A 19,517-nucleotide genomic window follows, 5' to 3' on the forward strand; every position below is an offset into this window, starting at 1 on the left:
ACTAAGCTTATGTCAAAAACGATATTGGTTACCGGAGCAGCTGGATTTATAGGTTTTCATGTATCCAAAGCGCTTTTAGAAAAAGGTCACAAGGTCATCGGGATCGATAATATTAACGATTACTATGATGTCAATTTAAAATTGGCACGTTTAGAAGCGTTAGGTATTGATAAAAGTGAAGCCATTCAAGAGTTGAATTCTACATCAAGTTCCACTTATGGTGATAGGATGATCTTTGTCAAGATGAATTTAGAAGATCGAATTGCTCTGCCCAAACTTTTTGAGACACATACTATTGATCTCGTTTGCAATTTGGCAGCTCAAGCTGGAGTGCGTTATTCCTTAGAAAACCCTGAGGCTTATGCGGATAGTAATTTGACGGGATTTTTAAATATTTTGGAATGTTGTCGCAACTACAAAGTCCAAAAATTGGTCTATGCGAGCAGTTCAAGTGTTTATGGCAACAGTGATGCGGTACCTTTTGAGGAAACGGCTAATGTGGATCATCCCATAAGCTTATATGCCGCAACCAAAAAAGCCAATGAGTTGATGGCGCATGCCTACAGCCATCTCTACGGTTTTGAATCGATTGGCTTACGGTTTTTTACAGTGTACGGCCCCTGGGGGCGTCCTGATATGGCCATGTTCCTGTTTACTGAAGCCATTCTCAATGAGCAACCTGTGAAGGTGTTTAACAACGGCGATCTGTCTCGCGATTTCACCTATATTGATGATATTGTTTCAGGGGTCGTGAAAACATTACTGGACACTTCCACCAATGCATCACCATATAAACTTTACAATATTGGGAATAGTCAGCCTGTGCAGCTTTTAGAGTATATTGAAGCGATAGAAGAAGCTTTAGGGAAAAAAGCAATCAAGGAAATGATGCCCATGCAACCTGGAGATGTCAAACAGACTTATGCCAACGTCAACTTATTAAAAAATGATTTTAACTATCAGCCCGACACTGAGGTTGCTGAAGGAATAGCGGCCTTTGTGAAGTGGTATCGGGGGTTTTATAAAAAAGAATAAAGACGGCTTGCTTCGACTGCGCTCAGCACAGGTCGCTTTTAGAATCAAGAATCTAGAATCAAGACCGCTTCGCTATTAGAATCAAGACTAGAGTCCTAAAACATTGAAAATATTTGATACAAAAGCACGAATCTAAATGAAGGCGTCCTTGCGAGGAATGAGGCACGAATGACGAAGCAATCTCATGAATATTAGCCAGTGTTATTTTGAGAGAGAAGACTATTAACGAAATAAGGAAAAGTATTCAAAGGCTTTTGTCCTTGCTGTCATTGCGAAAAAAACATCGTTAGCTTTATGTTCAAATTTAACCGCTAGGGCGCAAAGTTTACCGCAAGGGACGCCAGGATGGCTCTTGGGGATTGTTCGCCTTTAATTAGGGCAAGAACTCAAAATTAAATAATTTAACAGGCACTTTAATAAGATTCAAGTCAAGCCCAAAATCAACATTCAGAAATCAAAAATCGTTAATCGTTAATCGTCAATCCGCTAATCCTTAATCCCTAATGCCTCACCTCATGAAAAACTTCGCTTTAATCGGTGCCGCAGGCTATATCGCGCCCCGTCACATGAAAGCCATAAAGGAAACAGGTAACACCTTGGTGGCTGCTTTGGATCCTTATGACGGTATTGGGGTGATGGACAGTTATTTTCCCCAAGCCAGTTTTTTTACGGAGTTTGAGCGCTTTGATCGTTTTGTGGATAAATGGCGACGGGATAGCGGGAATAAAATCGATTATGTCTCCATCTGTTCCCCAAACTATTTACATGACTCCCATATTCGTTTTGCATTGCGAAGTGGGGCAGATGCCATTTCGGAAAAACCTTTGGTCTTGAATCCGTGGAATGTGGATCAGTTGAAAGTTATTGAAAATGAGACAGGAAAGAAAATTCACAATATCCTGCAATTAAGGCTTCATCCTGCTATTGTCGCATTAAAAGAGAAGGTTACAAAGGAGTTGCAAAATGATCCTGACAAACTATATGATATTGAGTTGACTTATTTGACCTCAAGAGGTAAATGGTATTTTGTATCTTGGAAAGGCGATGAATCCAAATCAGGAGGGATTGCTTCCAATATTGGGGTGCATTTTTTTGATATGTTATGTTGGATTTTTGGCGAGGTGGAGGAAAATATCGTCCATCTAAAGTCTGCGGATGCTAACGCGGGCTTTTTGAAATTAAAAAACGCCAACGTCCGATGGTTTTTATCGGTGAACTATAATTATATTCCTGACGCCATGAAAAATAATGGTCACACAACGTTCCGTTCCATAACCATTGATGATGAAGCCATAGAATTTAGTGGGGGTTTTGCAGACCTGCACACAAAAAGTTATGAGGAAATATTAAAAGGTAACGGATTTGGTCTTGATGAGGCTTATGGATCCATCAGTACGGTGTCTGCTATCAGAAACCTCGACCCTATTGGCTTGAAAGGAGATTATCATCCGTTTTGTAGGTTGGTGAAATGAGTGGTGAGAGGTGAGTTATGAGAGGTGAGTGATAAGTGGGGAGAGAGTAGTGGTTAATGAGAAGAAGACGGATGACTTTCGAGTTATGAGTTCAGAGTTATGAGTGGGGAGAGGGTAGTGGTTAATGAGAGGAAGACGGATGACTTTCGAGTTATGAGTTCAGAGTTATGAGTGGTGAGTGGGTAGTGTCTAATGAGAAGAAGACGGATGACAGATGACGGGAGACCGGTGACCGAAATGCTAAGACTGATTAACGACCCGCCCAAACGTGCCATTTCGCTACGGGCGGGTTGAAGAATGTTGATTTTTGATTACGAACAAGGGATAAGACTAATCAGGGAAGTTGAGAAGAGTGCAGAGCGAAAAATGCCAACTGCCTGCCCGTCCGAAGTATTTCACGAAGGCGGGAAGACTGCGGACTGCCAACTGAATACTAACCCACCCGTTCTAAAAGTTGCGTTCGGGCAAGTCCCTCACACCTAATTACTAATGCCTATTTTCTATGAGCACTTTTTTCGTACATGAATCCAGTTATATCGATGCCGATGTGAGCATTGGAAACAATACCAAAATCTGGCATTTCAGTCATGTTTTGGCCAATACGACCATTGGTGAAAACTGTTCCTTTGGGCAGAATTGTGTGGTAGGACCCAACGTAACTATTGGAAACAATGTTAAAGTGCAGAATAACATTTCTATTTACGAAGGTGTTGAAGTAGAAGATGATGTGTTTATTGGGCCGTCGGTGGTATTCACCAATGTTATCAATCCCAGAAGTTTTATTGTCAGAAAACAGGAGTTTAAAAAGACCTTACTAAAAAAAGGTGTGTCTATTGGCGCTAACGCAACCATCGTTTGCGGAAACACGCTTGGTTCCTACGCCTTTATTGGTGCCGGCACTGTGGTGACCAAAGATGTCCCTGATTTTGCATTAGTGGTCGGAAATCCTGGGCGACAAATAGGTTGGGTGAGTAAGGCCGGTCATAAATTAGAATTTGATCAAGTCCATTTGGCAACCTGTCCGGAAACGGGAGCGGCTTATCGATTGGAGGATGATATGGTGTTTAGTACTGAGTAATAAGTATTAAGAATTAAGTTCTGAGTATTAAGCATGCAAATTTCAAATTAATGAACAACGATTAACGAATACCTTTGAACCAATACCGGCACTGAGCTTTTCGTAGTGTGCTTGTCGAAGTGGAGCCTGAAAAATTGAACTGAAACCCTAATGCCTAATCCCTAATGCCTCATCCCTCAAACCTACATACCGCCATCACCGCTGCCTTAGAAGCTGGGAAAGTCATTTTGGACATTTACAATTCCGATGAATTTGAGGTGGCATTTAAAGACGATAATTCACCATTGACCAAAGCAGATGTGGCTGCTCACGAGGTTATCATGGCTCACTTAAGTACTACGGACATTCCTATACTCTCAGAAGAAGGGAAATCCATTCCTTACATTGAGCGCAAAGATTGGGAGCGACTCTGGATCGTCGATCCTATAGATGGTACCAAAGAATTTATTAAGCGCAATGGCGAATTCACCGTCAATATTGCCTTAATTGAAAATCAAAAACCAGTATTGGGTGTAATTTTTGTGCCAGTTACTGGTGAATTATATTTTTCCTGCCTCGCCCTGCCCGACAAGGTCATTCAGGCGGGCAACAGGCAGGCAACTTCCCTCCTTCGCAGAGCTACGGATGGGCAGGCAATTTTTCACCCGAACGAAGGGCGGGCAAGTTCAACTTCAGGTTCATATAAGGTTAATGTAAATATCAATCACTTTGATGTTGATGATTTAATTAAATGTGCCATAAAGCTTCCTTTACCCAGAAAGGACGAGACTTTTACCATTCTAACAAGCCGCTCGCATCCATCTCAAGAAACAGACGCCTATATTCAACAAATACGTGATAAGTATGATAATATCAACATCATCTCTAAAGGCAGTTCATTAAAGTTTTGCCTGATTGCAGAGGGACAGGCGGACTGCTATCCAAAATTTGGACCAACCATGGAATGGGATACTGCCGCAGGACAAGCTATTTGCGAACAGTCCGGAATTGAAGTCGTAGATTGGGAAACTAAAAAGCCCATAATGTACAATAGGAAAGAGCTTTTAAACAATTGGTTTATCGTTCAGAAACAAAAGCCACTTTAAAAAGGGTATTTTCTCAATATTGTCGTAATTTTGCAGCCGCTTAAAATACTGATTCTAGTGTTTTAGGCTTTAGTTTAAATAGCTGTTTGTCATGACGTTAATGAGTTTAATGGGAGTGATAGGGGCGGAGCCATATTAAGTGCGGAGTGGCTTAAGGCAAGATTTCTAATTTAAACTTAACATAAAAGTAACTGATCTATTAAAATAGTCATCAAATAATAGTCAACAAACATAAACGTATAGATATGCAAAGAAAAATTTTAATTACCGGGGGCGCAGGCTTTATAGGATCTCACGTTGTGAGACTTTTTGTTAATACATACCCCAATTACCAAATTATAAATTTAGATAGTCTGACTTATGCAGGTAATCTCATGAATCTAAAGGATGTTGAGAATAAGGAAAACTATAAGTTTGTAAAAGGGGATATTACCGATGAAGTTTTTATAGAACATTTGTTTAAATCTGAAAAACCAGATAGTGTTATTCATTTAGCAGCAGAATCGCATGTGGATAGATCAATAACAGATCCATTGGCATTTGCAAAGACCAATATTATGGGCACCATGATTTTGCTGAATGCGTTTAAGAATTTATGGTCAGACAACTGGGATAACAAGTTGTTTTACCATGTTAGTACCGACGAAGTTTATGGCACCTTAGGGAAGGAAGGTTTATTTTTAGAAACGACGTCATATAGCCCAAATTCGCCATATTCTGCGTCAAAAGCGAGTTCAGATCATTTTGTAAGAGCCTATGGGGAAACCTATGATTTACCTTATGTAATTTCCAATTGCTCAAATAATTACGGGGCTTATCAATTTCCAGAAAAACTAATTCCATTATTTATAAATAATGTGATTCAAGAAAAGCCACTCCCTGTTTATGGCGATGGAAATTATACAAGAGACTGGTTGTATGTTATCGATCATGCTATTGCAATTGATTTGGTTTTTCATAAAGGTGAATTAAGAGAGACCTACAATATTGGCGGTTTTAATGAATGGAAAAATATTGATTTAGTCAAGTTGTTATGTCAACAAATGGATCTTAAACTAAACCGAGAACCCGGTACTAGTGAAAAACTGATTACTCATGTAAAAGACCGTCCAGGTCACGATTTGAGATACGCTATTGACGCCACAAAAATCAACAAGGAATTAGGTTGGAGTCCTACGGTAACATTTGAAGAGGGCTTATCGAAAACAATCGATTGGTATTTAAGTAACAGTGTTTGGTTGAACAACGTCACGAGTGGTGATTATTTGGAGTATTATAGCAAACAATACAAATAGCTCTTAAGTTTTATCCGACTAGACAACATATATAATATAGGTTTAATAATACATCTTTAGAAAGGTCAAAAATGAAAGGAATTATTTTAGCAGGTGGATCAGGTACGCGATTACACCCATTAACTTTGGCAGTGAGTAAGCAGTTATTGCCCATTTATGACAAACCGATGATTTATTATCCCTTATCGGTTTTGATGTTGGCTGGGATAAGAGATATCCTCATTATATCTACTCCACATGATCTTCCAAACTTTAAACAGCTATTTGGAAATGGAAGTCAGTTTGGAATTAATTTGACTTATAAGGAGCAACCGAGTCCAGATGGATTGGCACAGGCTTTTATTCTGGGTGAAGAATTTATTGGTAATGACGATGTTTGTTTGGTGTTAGGAGATAATATTTTTTACGGTTCAGGATTACAAAAAATATTAAAGGAATCAGTAAAATCTGTTGAAGAAAAAGGAAAGGCCATAGTTTTTGGGAATTATGTAAGAGATCCTGAACGTTACGGCGTTGCCGAATTTGATGCAGAACACAATGTCATCAGTATAGAGGAAAAGCCTGAACATCCAAAATCCAACTTTGCAGTAGTGGGCTTATATTTTTACCCAAATTCAGTGATTGAAATTGCGAAAAATGTTAAACCCTCCCATCGTGGCGAATTAGAAATCACTTCAGTAAATCAAGCTTATTTAGAGGATGAGAATTTAAAACTTCAAATATTAAGTAGAGGATTTGCATGGTTAGATACTGGCACCCATGAGGCGCTTACAGAAGCTACTGAGTTTGTTAAGGCCGTTGAAAAGCGTACCGGTCTTAAAATTGCGTGTTTAGAGGAAATAGCCATCAATTATGGATGGGTTAGCAAAGAGAAGGTCGCTAAAGAAATTGAAAACCTAAAAGGTGATTATTTTGATTATCTAAAGTTAATAATTTCAAAATAAATAAGCGGAAAGTGAAGTGATTATTCATAACCAAAGTAGCCACATCTTTCTTGAAGAAAGTGCACTTATGACTTTCTTTAGGCCTTTTAATGAAACCGTTGTTAAATCGGTTTTTATGAAAAACTTGCAAAAGAAAAATTTCAATATAAGCGTTATTGCGCTTAAAATATTATATGACGCTTAAAAAAAGAGCTCTCACCGCCTTATTTTGGTCTGCTTTAGAACAATTTGGCAACCAGATCATTGGATTTATTATTTCAATCATTTTGGCAAGATTATTATTGCCAGCCGAATTTGGTCTTTTGGCCATGGTTGCAGTAATTATCGCCATTGGTAATATACTTATCCACGGTGGACTTACACAATCGTTAATTCGTTCTGGTGAAGTAGATAATAGGGATTATTCTACGGTGTTCTATTTTAACTTGTTTGGAAGTGTAGTAATTTATGCCATTACTTTTGTTTCTGCCCCGCTGATTGCCGACTTTTTTGGCCAACAGGAATTAATTCCAATTCTTCGTGTTTTAGGGATTACTTTCATCATAGGTGCCTTTTCTGCAATCCAATCGACAAGACTAAATAAGATGATGGATTTTAAAACGCAAATGATAGTTTCCACGCCCTCAATGATCATCGGAGGCATATCAGGGATATTGCTGGCGTTTTATGGCTATGGGGTATGGAGTTTGGTGTATAGTCGTATTATTCAATCTACGGCATCTACTGTACAATTGTGGTTTCACTCGAAATGGCAACCTATGTTAGTTTTCGATAGAGAACGGTTCAGAAAACATTTCGGATTTGGTTTTAAGTTAATGCTTTCGGGTCTCATTGATACAATTTTTACTAACGCTTATACCATTATCATCGGTAAGTTCTTTGCGGCTTCACAAGTGGGATATTACTATAAAGCTGACGGACTTCAAATGTTACCCGTTCGCAGTTTGAGTCAGATTGTGACTAAAATCACCTATCCGCTTTTTTCGGAAGTACAAAATAATAATGTGCAATTAAGGGGTATCTATAAAAGGATTATGCAAATGGTACTTTTCTTTATCGCTCCTACACTAATAATTATGGCAGTATTAGGGGAGCCATTGTTTCGTTTTTTATTTACAGAGAAATGGTTGCCATCAGTTCCTTATTTTCAAATTTTATGCGTGGGTGGAATTCTTTATCCCATACATGCCTATAATTTACAAATCTTGAATGTTAAAGGAAAAAGTGGATTATTTCTTAAACTTGAAATTGTTAAAAAAATATTATTGGTTATCGTTATATTAATCTCTTTCCAGTTTGGTATTTTTGGTTTACTTTATGGAAGCGTCATAGTTTCTATGTTGAGTTTTTTCGTAAACACGCATTACAGCGGGAAATTTATTGACTATCCAGCTTGGGAGCAGATTAAAGAGTTGGCACCCATCATATTGTTAGCAATGATCACAGGAATTTTAGTTTATATTATCGATATATTTATGGTAACTATTGATGCCATTGATTTCGTCAGGCTTCTTATCGGTGGAACCGTTGGCGTTTTGTCATTTATCCTATTAGCTCAAATTGTTAAACTAAGTATATTTAAAGAACTTAAAATAATCGTATTAAAAAGAAAATGATACCAATAACAAAACCATTTTTACCTCCTCAGGAGGCATATGAAAACTATCTCAACGGTATTTGGAAACGTCAATGGCTAACTAACATGGGGCCTTTAGCTAGTGAGTTAGAAATGAAACTTAAGGCCGAATTAAAACTTAAGCATTTATTATTTGTAACTAATGGAACCGTGGCTCTTCAAATGGCAATTAAGGCTTTAGATTTAAAAGGTGATATTATTACAACACCTTTTTCATTTGTGGCTACTACTAGCAGTATCGTTTGGGAAGGTTGCCAACCTGTATTTGTGGATATTGATAAGAATTCCTTAAACATAGATGCTACCAAAATAGAAGCCGCGATTACCGAAAAAACAACGGCGATATTAGCGACACATGTGTACGGGAATCCTTGTGATGTAGTGTCAATCGACAGAATAGCTAAAAAGCACAACTTAAAAATCATTTATGATGGCGCACATGCATTTGGCGTTGAAATCTATGGTAAATCTATTTTTGAGTATGGTGACATTAGTATATGCAGTTTGCATGCAACAAAATTGTATCATTCTGTAGAGGGTGGTTTAGTCATCACAAAAGATGCTAGTTTATTGAAAAAATTGGCATACGTTAGAAATTTCGGTTTCGATGGTCCAGAGTCTTTTGCTGAATTAGGAATTAACGGTAAAAACTCCGAATTTCATGCAGCAATGGGTTTGGCTAATTTGTCTTATATTGATGCCATACACTTAAAAAGAAAACTTCTAACTGAAGGTTATGATAAGAATCTAAAAGGATTAAAAGCTGTTAAACCAGTATTTCATAGAGAGGGAAGTTTAAACTATGCATATTATGCTTTGATATTTGATGATGAATCTTTAATGTTAAAATGTATGAAAGGATTAGCCGCTACTGAAATATTCACTAGACGTTATTTTTATCCCTCTTTAGCAAATTCATTACCATATGTAGAACCAAAAGACCTTGAGGTTACCGATGATATTGCGAAAAGAGTTCTTTGCTTACCATTGTATTATGACTTGACAGTGGAAGAAGTTGAGTTGATCAGTAGGCTTTTACTGCGAATCCAGAATAATTAAGATGAAGAAATTATTACTTTTAGGCGGTCTAAGGTATTTAATACCGGTCATTAAAGCGGCTCAAAATATGGGGCATTATGTTATAACCTGTGACTATCTACCTGAAAATATAGCTCATAAGTATTCAGATGAATATCATAATGTTAGTATACTTGATAAAGACGCTGTTTTAAAATTAGCACAAAAGTTAAAAATAGACGGTATTATGTCTTTTGCTGTTGATCCTGGGGTTACAACAGCGGCATATGTTTCAGAAAACATGAACATACCTAGTCCTGGCCCGTATAATTCAGTGAATATTCTCCAAAATAAAGGATTGTTTAGAGCGTTTTTAGAAAAGCACAATTTCAATGTTCCAAAATCAAGAACATTTAACAATAATTATGAAGCAATTTCAACTATATCCGATTTTGAATTGCCTGTAATTGTAAAGCCTGTTGATTCAGCGGGTAGCAAAGGGGTTATGAAAGTGAGTAACGAAGATGAACTACCTAAAGCAATTGAAAATGCCCTTTCTAATTCGCCTTCTAAGACATTTATTATTGAAGATTATTTACAAGGAAAAACATTTTCTTCAGATTCAGATAGCTTTTCTGTTAATGGAGATTTAAAATTCGTTTCATTTTCCAATCAACGGTTTGATGCTAATTCTCCCAACCCATATACCCCATCAGCGTATAGTTGGCCTTCATCTATTTCTGAAGAAAATCAGAATTATTTAAAATCGGAATTACAAAGATTAATCACCCTGCTCAAAATGGAGTCATCAATCTATAATATTGAAGTTCGTGAGGCTACAAATGGAAAAGCATACATCATGGAGGTTTCGCCTAGAGGAGGTGGGAATAGACTTTCTGAAATGGTAAAATCAGTAACTGGTATTGATTTAATTTCGATGTCTATTCAAGCAGCTTTAGGAGAAGAAATATCGAAAGTATTTCAACCTAAATATAATGGTAGTTGGGCTGAAATAATATTATATAGTAATGTGAATGGATTCTTTAAAGAGCTATATATAGAACCAGTGTTAAATGAATATTTAAAAGAAATCGATATCTGGGTTAATGAAGGAGATAAGGTGAATGCCTTTATAGGTGCAAATGAAACAATTGGAACTTTAGTTCTTCAATGTGAAAATGCAAGTAGCTTAGAATCTATTTTGGCTGATTATACAAAGTATATTAAAGTTATAGTTAATTAATTTTGGAAGAATTGTAAATTATAATATTGAACAAACAAAATACAAGAGATTTCCTTTCAACCTAAATTTTTATGGGCATGGAAACTTTATTATTTAAATGATTTATTTTTGAGTTTTCATAGTCCAATGAATTTGCTAGTTTAAAAAGCACATTGTTATTCCAGTATGCATTGCAATTAATTAAAAAGAATTTGAAATCCGAAGTAAATTAAATCATAGATGTCAGTTAAGCATTATCAAAAGGAAAATCTTAAATTTAGTTTTATACATGATTTAATTGTAAGTGTTAATCATCATTTTGTTCCAATTTTGTCGTCCGAACTTGATTTATACGAGTATGCCAAGAAATTACAAAAAAATGCCAATTGTTTAATTATCGAAGAAGAAAACGAATTATTAGCTTTCATGTTTTACTATATTGTAAGTCCTATAGAACCCTCTGTATACATTACATTAGTGTGTAGTTTAAAACCGGGTGGAGGCGCAGAGATATATAACGAATTAATTAATTTAGTTTCTCCCAAGGTTGTAAAATTGGAAGTTGATAGAGAAAACCTCAGAGCATTTTCTTTTTATAAGAAACTGGGTTTCTTAGTTGATTCCGAAAGTATACATGACAGTAAATTAATATTAAAGCATCAATTGAAATGAAAGTTTCTATAATCGTTCTGTCCTATAATCACGAATCATATCTTCATGAAACTCTTCAGTCATTGACTGATCAAAAAACTAAGTTTGAGTATGAAATATTAGTTGGAGATGACTGTTCACCTGACAATTCTAGATTAATCATAGATCAATTTTATGGGAAGCACCCAAACAAAATAAAAAGAATATATCCTGAAAAAAATTTAGGACCTAATGCGAATTATTTAAATTGTTTAAGAAATGCAAAGGGTCAGTTCATTGCGTTCTGTGAAGGCGATGATTATTGGATAGACGAAAATAAGCTCCAAAAGCAGGTTGATTTTTTAGAGCAGAATCCGAAATATGGAGGTGTTTGTGGAGAAGTAATTAGTAGAGATATTGAAAAAAAATCAGAAGAGCGAATTCCTCTAAAAGAGGAAGGGGTTATATGTTTTGAGGATATCGTCTTCCAAAATAAAATTCATTCCAATACAATTCTCTTTAGAAATGAACTGATCAATATTGATTCTCTAGATGTGATTAAACAATTGTCTATAGGAGATTGGTATTTGCATTTATTAGTAACCATGCAAAGACCTTATTATTATTTACCACAGTATTTAGCACTTTATAGAGTCCACAATGCAGGTATTTTTTCTAAAAAATCTGATTTTTTTAAGGCTTATCAGAAATCGCGATTACTAGCTATTTTTATGAAAAGTGAAGGTAATGATGAAAATTCAAGATTAATTAAAAAATCCTTAGAAAGTCAAGTATTTACCGCATTTCGAGCTTCTGGTAGAGATAATAAGAAAGAATTAAAAGAATTGTTTAATATAATGTTGAACCACAAAATAATTAAATTGAATCGCTCTCTTATTCGAGGTGCTTTTAACTTTGTAAAATGAAATACGCTGAAATACAAATAGGTCAAACGGCAGAAGTGACTCATACCTTAACCGCAAAAGATATTTCTAATTTTGTGGAATTAACAGGTGATGATAATAGATTGCACGTTGATGCTGAATTTGCAAAAAAAACGGCATTTAAAAAACAAGTAGCTCACGGTATGTTGGGTGCGTCTTTCATCTCAACAGTAATCGGTACTAAGTTACCAGGTGATGGTGCTTTATGGTATTCCCAAAGTCTTGATTTCTTGCTACCTGTTCGAATAGGAGATACAATAACTGTAATTGCAGAGGTCATAAAGAAATATGATCGTGATGAAATAATTGAACTTTCAACTAATATTTTCAATCAAAATAAACAACAAGTTACTAAAGGTGTTGCCAAAGTAAAGTTGGTACAACACACCGAGGAGGAGCCAAAAGAGATTGATGAAACTATTAAGGAAACTCAAAAAGTAGCTTTAGTTTTAGGGGCCTCTGGAGGTATTGGTTATGAAACAGTAAGATTATTGCTTAAGCAAAACTGGAAAGTTATTGCACATTATAACTCATCTTCAGAAGCCTTATTAAAAATAAAGAGAGAATTTTCAGACAATCAATTACTATTATTAAAAGCTAATTCAAATCAACTCGATTTTGATATGGTTTTTGGACAATTTTTGGAGCGCTACCAATTAAAGATAGACGCTTTTGTTAATGCTTTGTCCACTCCAATTCCAGTAATACCCTTCGAAAAATTGGAGTGGAGTGATTTTATAAGTCAATTGGATATAAACATTAAGATTCCATTGTCAATTATTCAAGATTGTTTGCGGAATTCCTTATTCAAAAGTAATGCTTCTATAGTCATGATTTCATCTCAGGTTGTTGAGCATCCAAGTAATAATTGGTCGCATTACATTACAGCGAAATCTGCTTTACAAGGCTTCGTGAAATCTATGGCATTGGATTTGGCAACAAAAAAGATCAGGGTAAATCAAGTTTCACCAAGTCTTACACCGACGAATCTGGTAAGTGAAATTCCAGAAAAAGTAAAACTGCTCACCGCAGCAAAAACGCCACTCAAACGTTTGGCAACACCACAGGATATAGCCAAGGCCATTGTGTTTTTGGCCGATTCATCAAAAAGTGGTTTTATTACTGGAGAGACCATTCGTATTAATGGTGGTCAGGTGATGTGGTAATAATTAAACAAGTTTAAATCATTAGTCAATATTGAAATGAACAGTTATTTAGAACTTTTAAAAGCTAATGCACAGTTGAAGAAAGAACAGCAGCCACACACTGTTGACTTGCTGGTGCTTAATAATATTACTACCAATCCCATTAAGGAGTACTTAAAGTATAGTTGTGCAGTGCACAAAATTAGGGCTGAAGTGGCTTTTGGCGATTATGATAACATTGTACAAAATGCACAAGATTTAAATGTGGAGCATAAAACCGTTCTTATTTTTTGGGAGATAGCTAATTGTTTGCATGGGTTGGAATATAAAATCGACACTTTTACAGATGAACATTTAGATGCACTGGAACAAAAAATACAACATGAATTAAAGCTTACTTTTGATGCGCTTTCAAAAGCATCTTTAGTAATTATGAACCGGTTTACGGCATTGCCCTTCACTTTTTTGCAGACGCAAAATGGTGCGCTTGAAGCGCTTGCAGGTCGTCTCAATCATTTTTGTGAGCAATACGCACCATCGTCCATCAAGTGGATCAATACTGATAAATGCATGGTACAATCTGGGATTGATAAAACCATCGATTATAAAGGCTATCTTAAAAATAAGTTGCTCTACAAACATGATTTTTATTGGAATTATGTGCAATTGGTACAGCCTTATTTTAATGCTTTGACGGGCCAAGTCAATAAACTATTAGCACTGGACTGTGACAATACTTTGTGGAAAGGTATCTTGGGAGAAGATGGGGATGATAACATTGGCATGGATGAGAATGAGTACAAAGGTCAACCTTTCGCAGCAGCACAATACAGAGCAATGGGTCTGGGCAAAAAAGGCGTGCTTTTGGCATTGGCTAGTAAGAATAATGCGGCCGATGTGGATGCTGTTTTAAGCGATCATTTGGATCTGTCATTAAAAGAGGACCAATTAGTAGCAAAAAAAGTAAATTGGGAACCCAAGGGAGAAAATCTCAAGAAACTAGCTGAGCAACTCAACATTGGGATTGATTCCTTCGTGTTTGTTGATGATTCTGACTTTGAAGTACAGATGATGCGTGATCAAGTACCTTCCGTAACCACCATTCAAGTACCTAAAAATGCTGTTCAATATTATATCGATCAGCAAGAGTGGTCAAATTACTTTATTCAACTTAACGAAAGTGAAGAAGATGCCAAAAAACTTGAACAATACAAGCAGAATGTTGAGCGCGCCAATGCTGAAACAAAATTTGAAGATTTTGCGGGGTTTTTGGAATCTTTGGATTTAGAATTGACCATTCACATAAATGATGCACAGCTCATTTCTCGAATGGCACAAATGACCCAGAAAACCAACCAATTTAACTTGACCACGCAAAGATATACTGAATCTCAAATAGAACATTTTGTTAACAATGCTGACTATGATTGTTTTGCGTTTAGTGTTAAGGATAAGTTTGGTGATAGTGGTATCACTGGACTTTGCATTATCCATCACACTGAAGAGAATATCGCAAGCATTGATACCTTATTGATGAGTTGCCGGATTCTGGGAAGAAATATTGAATATCAATTTTTAGAAGAAGTGCTTTCGCAAGTATTTAAGAAAACCGAGTTTTTAAAAGCACAATATAAAGTCAGTAAAAAAAATGCTCAAGTTGTTGATTTTTATGATAAGATACATTTTGAACTTATAGAGGAATCAGAAGCAGGGAAGTCATATGCAATGAAAAAACCTAGTTTTGCAGCTACAAATGCTTATAATTATATAAAAGTAAATTATGCCTAATATTGAAGAGAAATTAAAAGAAATCATGGCGTTGGTATTTGATGTTCCAACCACAGATATTAACGAAGACACTGGACCAGATGACTTGGACAATTGGGATTCTATCGGTACTATTAACCTAATTACTGCTTTGGAGGAAGAATTTGACATCGAATTTGAAGATGAGGAAATTTTGGACCTGCTCAATTTTCAATTGATCAAGATCAATCTTGAGGAAAAATTAGAAGTGTAGTGGCGGTTACGTTACGTGAGGTCGAAAAGTATGATTTCGATCAAATTTACCAGTTATTTATCGAAGTCTATGGCAAGCAACCATTTGACGGATTCAAAAAAGCATTTTTTGATCATGATTTATTATTGGGGTACTGCCTAATAGATACGTCGATTGAAACACAACCCATGGTAGGGTATTTTGGTTGTTTTACATATTATCGAACCATAGATGATATACCCGTTAAGTTTTATAATTCACACACTTGGATTGTAAAAGAGGCTTACAGAAAACAATCTTTAAAACTCTTGATGCCATACATGCGGTTGAAAGATGGTATTGTTACCAATTTTAGCGCAAACGGCAAGGTTGCGCAGATACTGGAACAATTAAAGTTCTCAAAATTAGGCATAGTCAATACTATAATAAAGCCTTCATATAGCATGACATCTTTTCTTGCCCAAGTCAAGATAAAATCCATACCGATTCAATCAGCTATTACCAAATGGCACGAGCCCTATATTGGATTAAGTTTAAATCTAAAATTACCAAATCAAGAGAAAACACTTGAATTGGTTTTAAAGGCAGTTGATAAAAAACCGGCATGGGTAAAACAAATAAATAATTTAGCCAGGTCACTGACTACGAAGCCATTGGTCACAAAATCCTATTTTCTTTATAAAGTACATTACACAAATTCTCCTGAAATGTTAATAGAAAATGTGGATAGTTTGATTCATTATTTGTTTTTCAAAAAAAAAGTTGGGGGTTTGGTTTTACCTGAATCATTTATTGAAGTTTTACCTTCAGATCGTATAGATACTCAGTACAAAGATACTATTTATGTCAAAGCCAATCAAGATGGTATCCCGATGATAGATTATTTATATTCTGAAGTTTTTTATTTAAATATTGGAGATAAGTAATGATAAATAATCTTAAAAATCGAATAAAGAAACAGTTGGTGCCTAAATCAAAACTTGTTGTGCTGAACTACCATCAAATTGGTGAAACATTTGATCCAAATATTCATAATGAGAATATTTGGAATAGTGTGTCGTTATTTAAAGAACATCTTTCTTTTCTAAAACAAAATTTTAAAATAGTATCACTTACTGAGGGGTTGGAGGCTTTAAAAAATAAAACCATCAACGAAACTTTAATAAGTATCACTTTTGATGATGGCGACGCCTCCATGACCAAGTTGGCATTGCCCATCTTAGAGCAATTGAAAATTCCCGCAACTTTTTTCATTAATACGGCATACGGTTCAGAAAAAATTGGTTATTGGTATAATTTGGGACCTTATTTTAAGGATATGGACTTAATTAATGCAGCACCAATTATTAGAAACACAATAGATCACAATACGTATCATGAACTACTTAAATTGGAAAATCAGTGTAACGAAAAATATAGCGGTCGCGATTCGCCATTTTATGCAAACTATGAGGCTTTTGAAAAATGCACCAACCCCTTATTTCATTTTGGATTACATGGTCACGAGCATTTACGGTTTTCTATGCTATCACGTGAAGCACAGAAAGAAAATCTGCTAAAGAATATTGAACATATGCAAAGATGGCCTAATTATGTGCCGCATTTCGCGATTCCATTTGGTAAGCCTCACGATTGGAATGCAGATACTTTGGAAATTTCTGAAGAATTGGGTGTTGTTCCCTTTTTAGCACATCATGGTTATAATACTTTTTATAGACAACCGTTTTTAAGGTTCTCTGTAGATACCAAAAATTTGCAATCCGTATTTAATAGCTTCAGTCCATTTCAAAAAAGTTATGATAAATTAAATCATTTAAATAATTAAATGAAACGAATTTATTATTTTACGGACAATTACCCGTTTTCGGATGATTATACTTGGAAATCTGCTGAAATTAACCAAGCTGCAATGGAGTTCGATGAGGTTGTTATTGTGCCTTTTACCTATATAAAGGATAATACTTTTACATTTCCAAAAAATGTGCGCGTTGTTAATCCCACTTTAAGGAAGTCATTTTTCGCAAAACGAAAATATTTAAAACATGTGTTTGCATCGACACAACCACAACCTTGGTATTTTGAAATTTTTAAAGCTTTATTACACGGTAAAAAAGGTGTTGTGGATTGGTATTTATCTACAGTGTATAGCAATATTATTGTACAAAAGGATATATTCAAGGAACTCAAGGATAGGAGAGAAGAACAGGGACAGATTGTTTTATTCTTTCAATGGACCATGCACAATGCCTTAATTGTGCCATTACTTTACAAATGGGGCTACCGACATATCGTCTGTAGAATGCATGGTTATGATTTATATGAATTTAGACATAACAATTATATTCCTTATAAAAAGGAAATATTAAAACGCTCTAAGATTTGTACTTTTATAAGTGAACACGGTCGCAATTATGCTGCTGAGTTATATCCGTTTATTAAAAAGAAATACTATTTACATTATTTGGGCGCCAATGCCATGGCACAAAATGAAGTGAGCAATAGACAAAAATTTCACATCATAAGTGTGTCTCGAATTATACCTTTAAAAAGGGTGGAGCTTATTATAGAAGCGCTAAAACAAGTTAAAATACCAATCAAATGGACGCATATTGGTGATGGACCTGGAGATGCCTTACATAACTTAAAAAAAATCGTGGCCAAAGTGAGTGCCAAAAATCCCACCTGCGAGGTGGAGTTTTTAGGCTGGTTAACTCCAGACGCTATTCGATCTTATTTTTCTAAAAGCGGCATCAATGCCTTAATATTGGTTAGTGAAACTGAAGGGTTGCCATTGGTAATCATGGAGGCATTCTCTGCTTCAATTCCTGTAATCGCGACAGATGTAGGTGGCATTTCTGAATTGGTAAATTCAAAAAACGGCATTTTACTAAATTCGAACCCAGAGGTTGAAGAGGTTGTCGATGCTATTGAAGTCTTAGCCAACGAGACCTTTGAATTACATCAATTACGTCGTCAGGAAGCATTGCAATCCTATCTAAAATCTTTTGATTTAGCGAAAAATAGTAAGAATTTTATTGATTTTTTAGCGCAACAATGTTCTTAGTTTCAGTTATTATACCAATGTATAATAGTAGCGAATTTATTAAAGAGACACTAAACTCTGTTTCTGATCAAACTTATAAGGATATCGAAATTATTGTAGTTGATGACAATTCAACAGATGGATGCTTCGAGTTGGTAAATAAACTCAATAGACCAAATCTAAAATTGGTAAAAAATCCAAGAAAAGGAGCTTGTGCTGCACGTAATTATGGGTTTGAAATATCAAAGGGAGAATATATCCAATATTTGGATGCGGACGATTTGTTAAGTCCGAATAAAATACATGATCAAATGAATTTGGCTTCCAAATTTGGTTTGAACGCTATTTATTTCTGTGAATGGATCAGATTTGTTGGATTTATCGATGAATATGCTACCAATCATCAATTCATAAATAAAAATTATGACCAAGCGTACATGTGGTTAAATGATTCTTGGAGTGGGAAAGGAATGGCTGCTGTTCATAGTTGGTTGGTCCCAAGGCAGATCATAATCATGGCAGGTCAATGGAATGAGGACTTGTTAATTAACCAAGACGGCGAATTTTTCACCCGTGTTTTAGTGAACGCATCCAGTATTAAATATGCTACTTCAGCGAAGGTGTATTACAGATCTGGAAATCCTGATTCGATCTCGCAATCTCAAAATACAAGTTGGGTTAAAGCAGATTCTTTATTGAATTCCTTAATATTAAATAAAAAGACCTGTTCCGATTATGGATTGACCGATGAATTGAAGGAGGGGCTTGGATATACATTTCTAAATTTCATCTATCGCAATTTTAATGTGCATTCTGATCTGGTAGCCAAGGCAAAATTTCATTTTTACGATTTAGGATATATGAAAATGTGGCCTGTAGGTGGTGAAAACTTTAAAAAGGGGGCAAAATTAATTGGGTTTTTACCGATGCTTAAAATTAAATCGTACATTTTGAATGTCATAAAATTTTAAA

General features: G+C 35.6%; 18 protein-coding genes. All 18 read left to right on the plus strand.

Annotated elements, in window-relative coordinates; translation table 11 throughout:
- Positions 1-9 precede the first annotated feature (9 nt).
- The 18 genes from ESZ48_RS13080 (at position 10) to ESZ48_RS13165 (ending at position 19,516) form a co-directional block, all read left to right on the plus strand.
- Complete coding sequence (locus tag ESZ48_RS13080) at positions 10-1,035, plus strand: NAD-dependent epimerase (RefSeq protein ID WP_129017952.1); 1,026 nt, start codon at positions 10-12, stop codon at positions 1,033-1,035.
- A 515-nt stretch (positions 1,036-1,550) separates the two neighbouring features.
- Complete coding sequence (locus ESZ48_RS13085; protein ID WP_129017953.1) at positions 1,551-2,507, plus strand: Gfo/Idh/MocA family oxidoreductase; 957 nt, start codon at positions 1,551-1,553, stop codon at positions 2,505-2,507.
- A 502-nt stretch (positions 2,508-3,009) separates the two neighbouring features.
- Positions 3,010-3,585 (plus strand): acyltransferase, encoded by a 576-nt coding sequence (locus ESZ48_RS13090; protein ID WP_129017954.1) that lies wholly within the window; start codon positions 3,010-3,012, stop codon positions 3,583-3,585.
- A 164-nt stretch (positions 3,586-3,749) separates the two neighbouring features.
- Positions 3,750-4,670, plus strand: a complete 921-nt coding sequence (locus ESZ48_RS13095) for a 3'(2'),5'-bisphosphate nucleotidase CysQ family protein (RefSeq protein ID WP_129017955.1) — start codon at positions 3,750-3,752, stop codon at positions 4,668-4,670.
- A 245-nt stretch (positions 4,671-4,915) separates the two neighbouring features.
- Positions 4,916-5,965 (plus strand): dTDP-glucose 4,6-dehydratase, encoded by a 1,050-nt coding sequence (rfbB, locus tag ESZ48_RS13100; protein ID WP_129017956.1) that lies wholly within the window; start codon positions 4,916-4,918, stop codon positions 5,963-5,965.
- 71 nt (positions 5,966-6,036) lie between these two features.
- Positions 6,037-6,909, plus strand: coding sequence for a glucose-1-phosphate thymidylyltransferase RfbA (gene rfbA, locus ESZ48_RS13105; protein ID WP_129017957.1), 873 nt, complete (start codon positions 6,037-6,039; stop codon positions 6,907-6,909).
- Between the two features lie 173 nt (positions 6,910-7,082).
- On the plus strand, positions 7,083-8,525 hold the full coding sequence (locus ESZ48_RS13110; protein ID WP_129017958.1) for a lipopolysaccharide biosynthesis protein: 1,443 nt from the start codon (positions 7,083-7,085) through the stop codon (positions 8,523-8,525).
- On the plus strand, positions 8,522-9,604 hold the full coding sequence (locus ESZ48_RS13115; RefSeq protein WP_129017959.1) for a DegT/DnrJ/EryC1/StrS family aminotransferase: 1,083 nt from the start codon (positions 8,522-8,524) through the stop codon (positions 9,602-9,604). The genes ESZ48_RS13110 and ESZ48_RS13115 overlap by 4 nt, the downstream gene beginning before the upstream one ends.
- 1 nt (position 9,605) lies before the next feature.
- Positions 9,606-10,805, plus strand: a complete 1,200-nt coding sequence (locus ESZ48_RS13120) for an ATP-grasp domain-containing protein (RefSeq protein ID WP_129017960.1) — start codon at positions 9,606-9,608, stop codon at positions 10,803-10,805.
- A 219-nt stretch (positions 10,806-11,024) separates the two neighbouring features.
- Positions 11,025-11,456: a GNAT family N-acetyltransferase family protein gene (locus ESZ48_RS13125; protein ID WP_129017961.1), complete on the plus strand. Its 432-nt coding sequence runs from the start codon at positions 11,025-11,027 to the stop codon at positions 11,454-11,456.
- Positions 11,453-12,340 (plus strand): glycosyltransferase, encoded by an 888-nt coding sequence (locus tag ESZ48_RS13130; protein WP_129017962.1) that lies wholly within the window; start codon positions 11,453-11,455, stop codon positions 12,338-12,340. The genes ESZ48_RS13125 and ESZ48_RS13130 overlap by 4 nt, the downstream gene beginning before the upstream one ends.
- Positions 12,337-13,524, plus strand: a complete 1,188-nt coding sequence (locus ESZ48_RS13135; protein ID WP_129017963.1) for an SDR family oxidoreductase — start codon at positions 12,337-12,339, stop codon at positions 13,522-13,524. Before ESZ48_RS13130 ends, ESZ48_RS13135 begins: the two co-directional genes overlap by 4 nt.
- 36 nt (positions 13,525-13,560) lie before the next feature.
- The gene (locus ESZ48_RS13140; RefSeq protein ID WP_129017964.1) at positions 13,561-15,291 is read left to right on the plus strand and encodes an HAD-IIIC family phosphatase; all 1,731 of its coding nucleotides are present in this window, start codon (positions 13,561-13,563) and stop codon (positions 15,289-15,291) included.
- The gene (locus tag ESZ48_RS13145) at positions 15,284-15,523 is read left to right on the plus strand and encodes a phosphopantetheine-binding protein (protein ID WP_129017965.1); all 240 of its coding nucleotides are present in this window, start codon (positions 15,284-15,286) and stop codon (positions 15,521-15,523) included. Before ESZ48_RS13140 ends, ESZ48_RS13145 begins: the two co-directional genes overlap by 8 nt.
- The gene (locus ESZ48_RS13150) at positions 15,523-16,428 is read left to right on the plus strand and encodes a hypothetical protein (protein ID WP_129017966.1); all 906 of its coding nucleotides are present in this window, start codon (positions 15,523-15,525) and stop codon (positions 16,426-16,428) included. The genes ESZ48_RS13145 and ESZ48_RS13150 overlap by 1 nt, the downstream gene beginning before the upstream one ends.
- Positions 16,428-17,327, plus strand: coding sequence for a polysaccharide deacetylase family protein (locus ESZ48_RS13155; protein WP_129017967.1), 900 nt, complete (start codon positions 16,428-16,430; stop codon positions 17,325-17,327). Before ESZ48_RS13150 ends, ESZ48_RS13155 begins: the two co-directional genes overlap by 1 nt.
- Positions 17,328-18,566, plus strand: a complete 1,239-nt coding sequence (locus ESZ48_RS13160) for a glycosyltransferase (RefSeq protein ID WP_129017968.1) — start codon at positions 17,328-17,330, stop codon at positions 18,564-18,566.
- Complete coding sequence (locus ESZ48_RS13165) at positions 18,557-19,516, plus strand: glycosyltransferase family 2 protein (RefSeq protein ID WP_129017969.1); 960 nt, start codon at positions 18,557-18,559, stop codon at positions 19,514-19,516. The genes ESZ48_RS13160 and ESZ48_RS13165 overlap by 10 nt, the downstream gene beginning before the upstream one ends.
- Position 19,517 lies beyond the last annotated feature (1 nt).

The sequence above is a fragment of the Gelidibacter gilvus genome (assembly GCF_004115975.1).
GTDB classification, from domain to species: Bacteria; Bacteroidota; Bacteroidia; order Flavobacteriales; family Flavobacteriaceae; genus Gelidibacter; species Gelidibacter gilvus.

Excerpts from the sequence above, each read along its gene's own strand:
- ESZ48_RS13165 (WP_129017969.1), top strand. The coding sequence starts at position 18,557 with ATGTTCTTAGTTTCAGTTATTATACCAATGTATAATAGTAGCGAATTT.
- ESZ48_RS13095 (WP_129017955.1), top strand. The coding sequence starts at position 3,750 with ATGCCTCATCCCTCAAACCTACATACCGCCATCACCGCTGCCTTAGAA.
- ESZ48_RS13140 (WP_129017964.1), top strand. The coding sequence starts at position 13,561 with ATGAACAGTTATTTAGAACTTTTAAAAGCTAATGCACAGTTGAAGAAA.
- ESZ48_RS13080 (WP_129017952.1), top strand. The coding sequence starts at position 10 with ATGTCAAAAACGATATTGGTTACCGGAGCAGCTGGATTTATAGGTTTT.
- ESZ48_RS13090 (WP_129017954.1), top strand. The coding sequence starts at position 3,010 with ATGAGCACTTTTTTCGTACATGAATCCAGTTATATCGATGCCGATGTG.
- ESZ48_RS13120 (WP_129017960.1), top strand. The coding sequence starts at position 9,606 with ATGAAGAAATTATTACTTTTAGGCGGTCTAAGGTATTTAATACCGGTC.
- ESZ48_RS13160 (WP_129017968.1), top strand. The coding sequence starts at position 17,328 with ATGAAACGAATTTATTATTTTACGGACAATTACCCGTTTTCGGATGAT.
- ESZ48_RS13155 (WP_129017967.1), top strand. The coding sequence starts at position 16,428 with ATGATAAATAATCTTAAAAATCGAATAAAGAAACAGTTGGTGCCTAAA.
- rfbA (WP_129017957.1), top strand. The coding sequence starts at position 6,037 with ATGAAAGGAATTATTTTAGCAGGTGGATCAGGTACGCGATTACACCCA.
- ESZ48_RS13145 (WP_129017965.1), top strand. The coding sequence starts at position 15,284 with ATGCCTAATATTGAAGAGAAATTAAAAGAAATCATGGCGTTGGTATTT.
- ESZ48_RS13125 (WP_129017961.1), top strand. The coding sequence starts at position 11,025 with ATGTCAGTTAAGCATTATCAAAAGGAAAATCTTAAATTTAGTTTTATA.
- ESZ48_RS13130 (WP_129017962.1), top strand. The coding sequence starts at position 11,453 with ATGAAAGTTTCTATAATCGTTCTGTCCTATAATCACGAATCATATCTT.
- ESZ48_RS13135 (WP_129017963.1), top strand. The coding sequence starts at position 12,337 with ATGAAATACGCTGAAATACAAATAGGTCAAACGGCAGAAGTGACTCAT.
- ESZ48_RS13115 (WP_129017959.1), top strand. The coding sequence starts at position 8,522 with ATGATACCAATAACAAAACCATTTTTACCTCCTCAGGAGGCATATGAA.
- ESZ48_RS13085 (WP_129017953.1), top strand. The coding sequence starts at position 1,551 with ATGAAAAACTTCGCTTTAATCGGTGCCGCAGGCTATATCGCGCCCCGT.
- rfbB (WP_129017956.1), top strand. The coding sequence starts at position 4,916 with ATGCAAAGAAAAATTTTAATTACCGGGGGCGCAGGCTTTATAGGATCT.
- ESZ48_RS13110 (WP_129017958.1), top strand. The coding sequence starts at position 7,083 with ATGACGCTTAAAAAAAGAGCTCTCACCGCCTTATTTTGGTCTGCTTTA.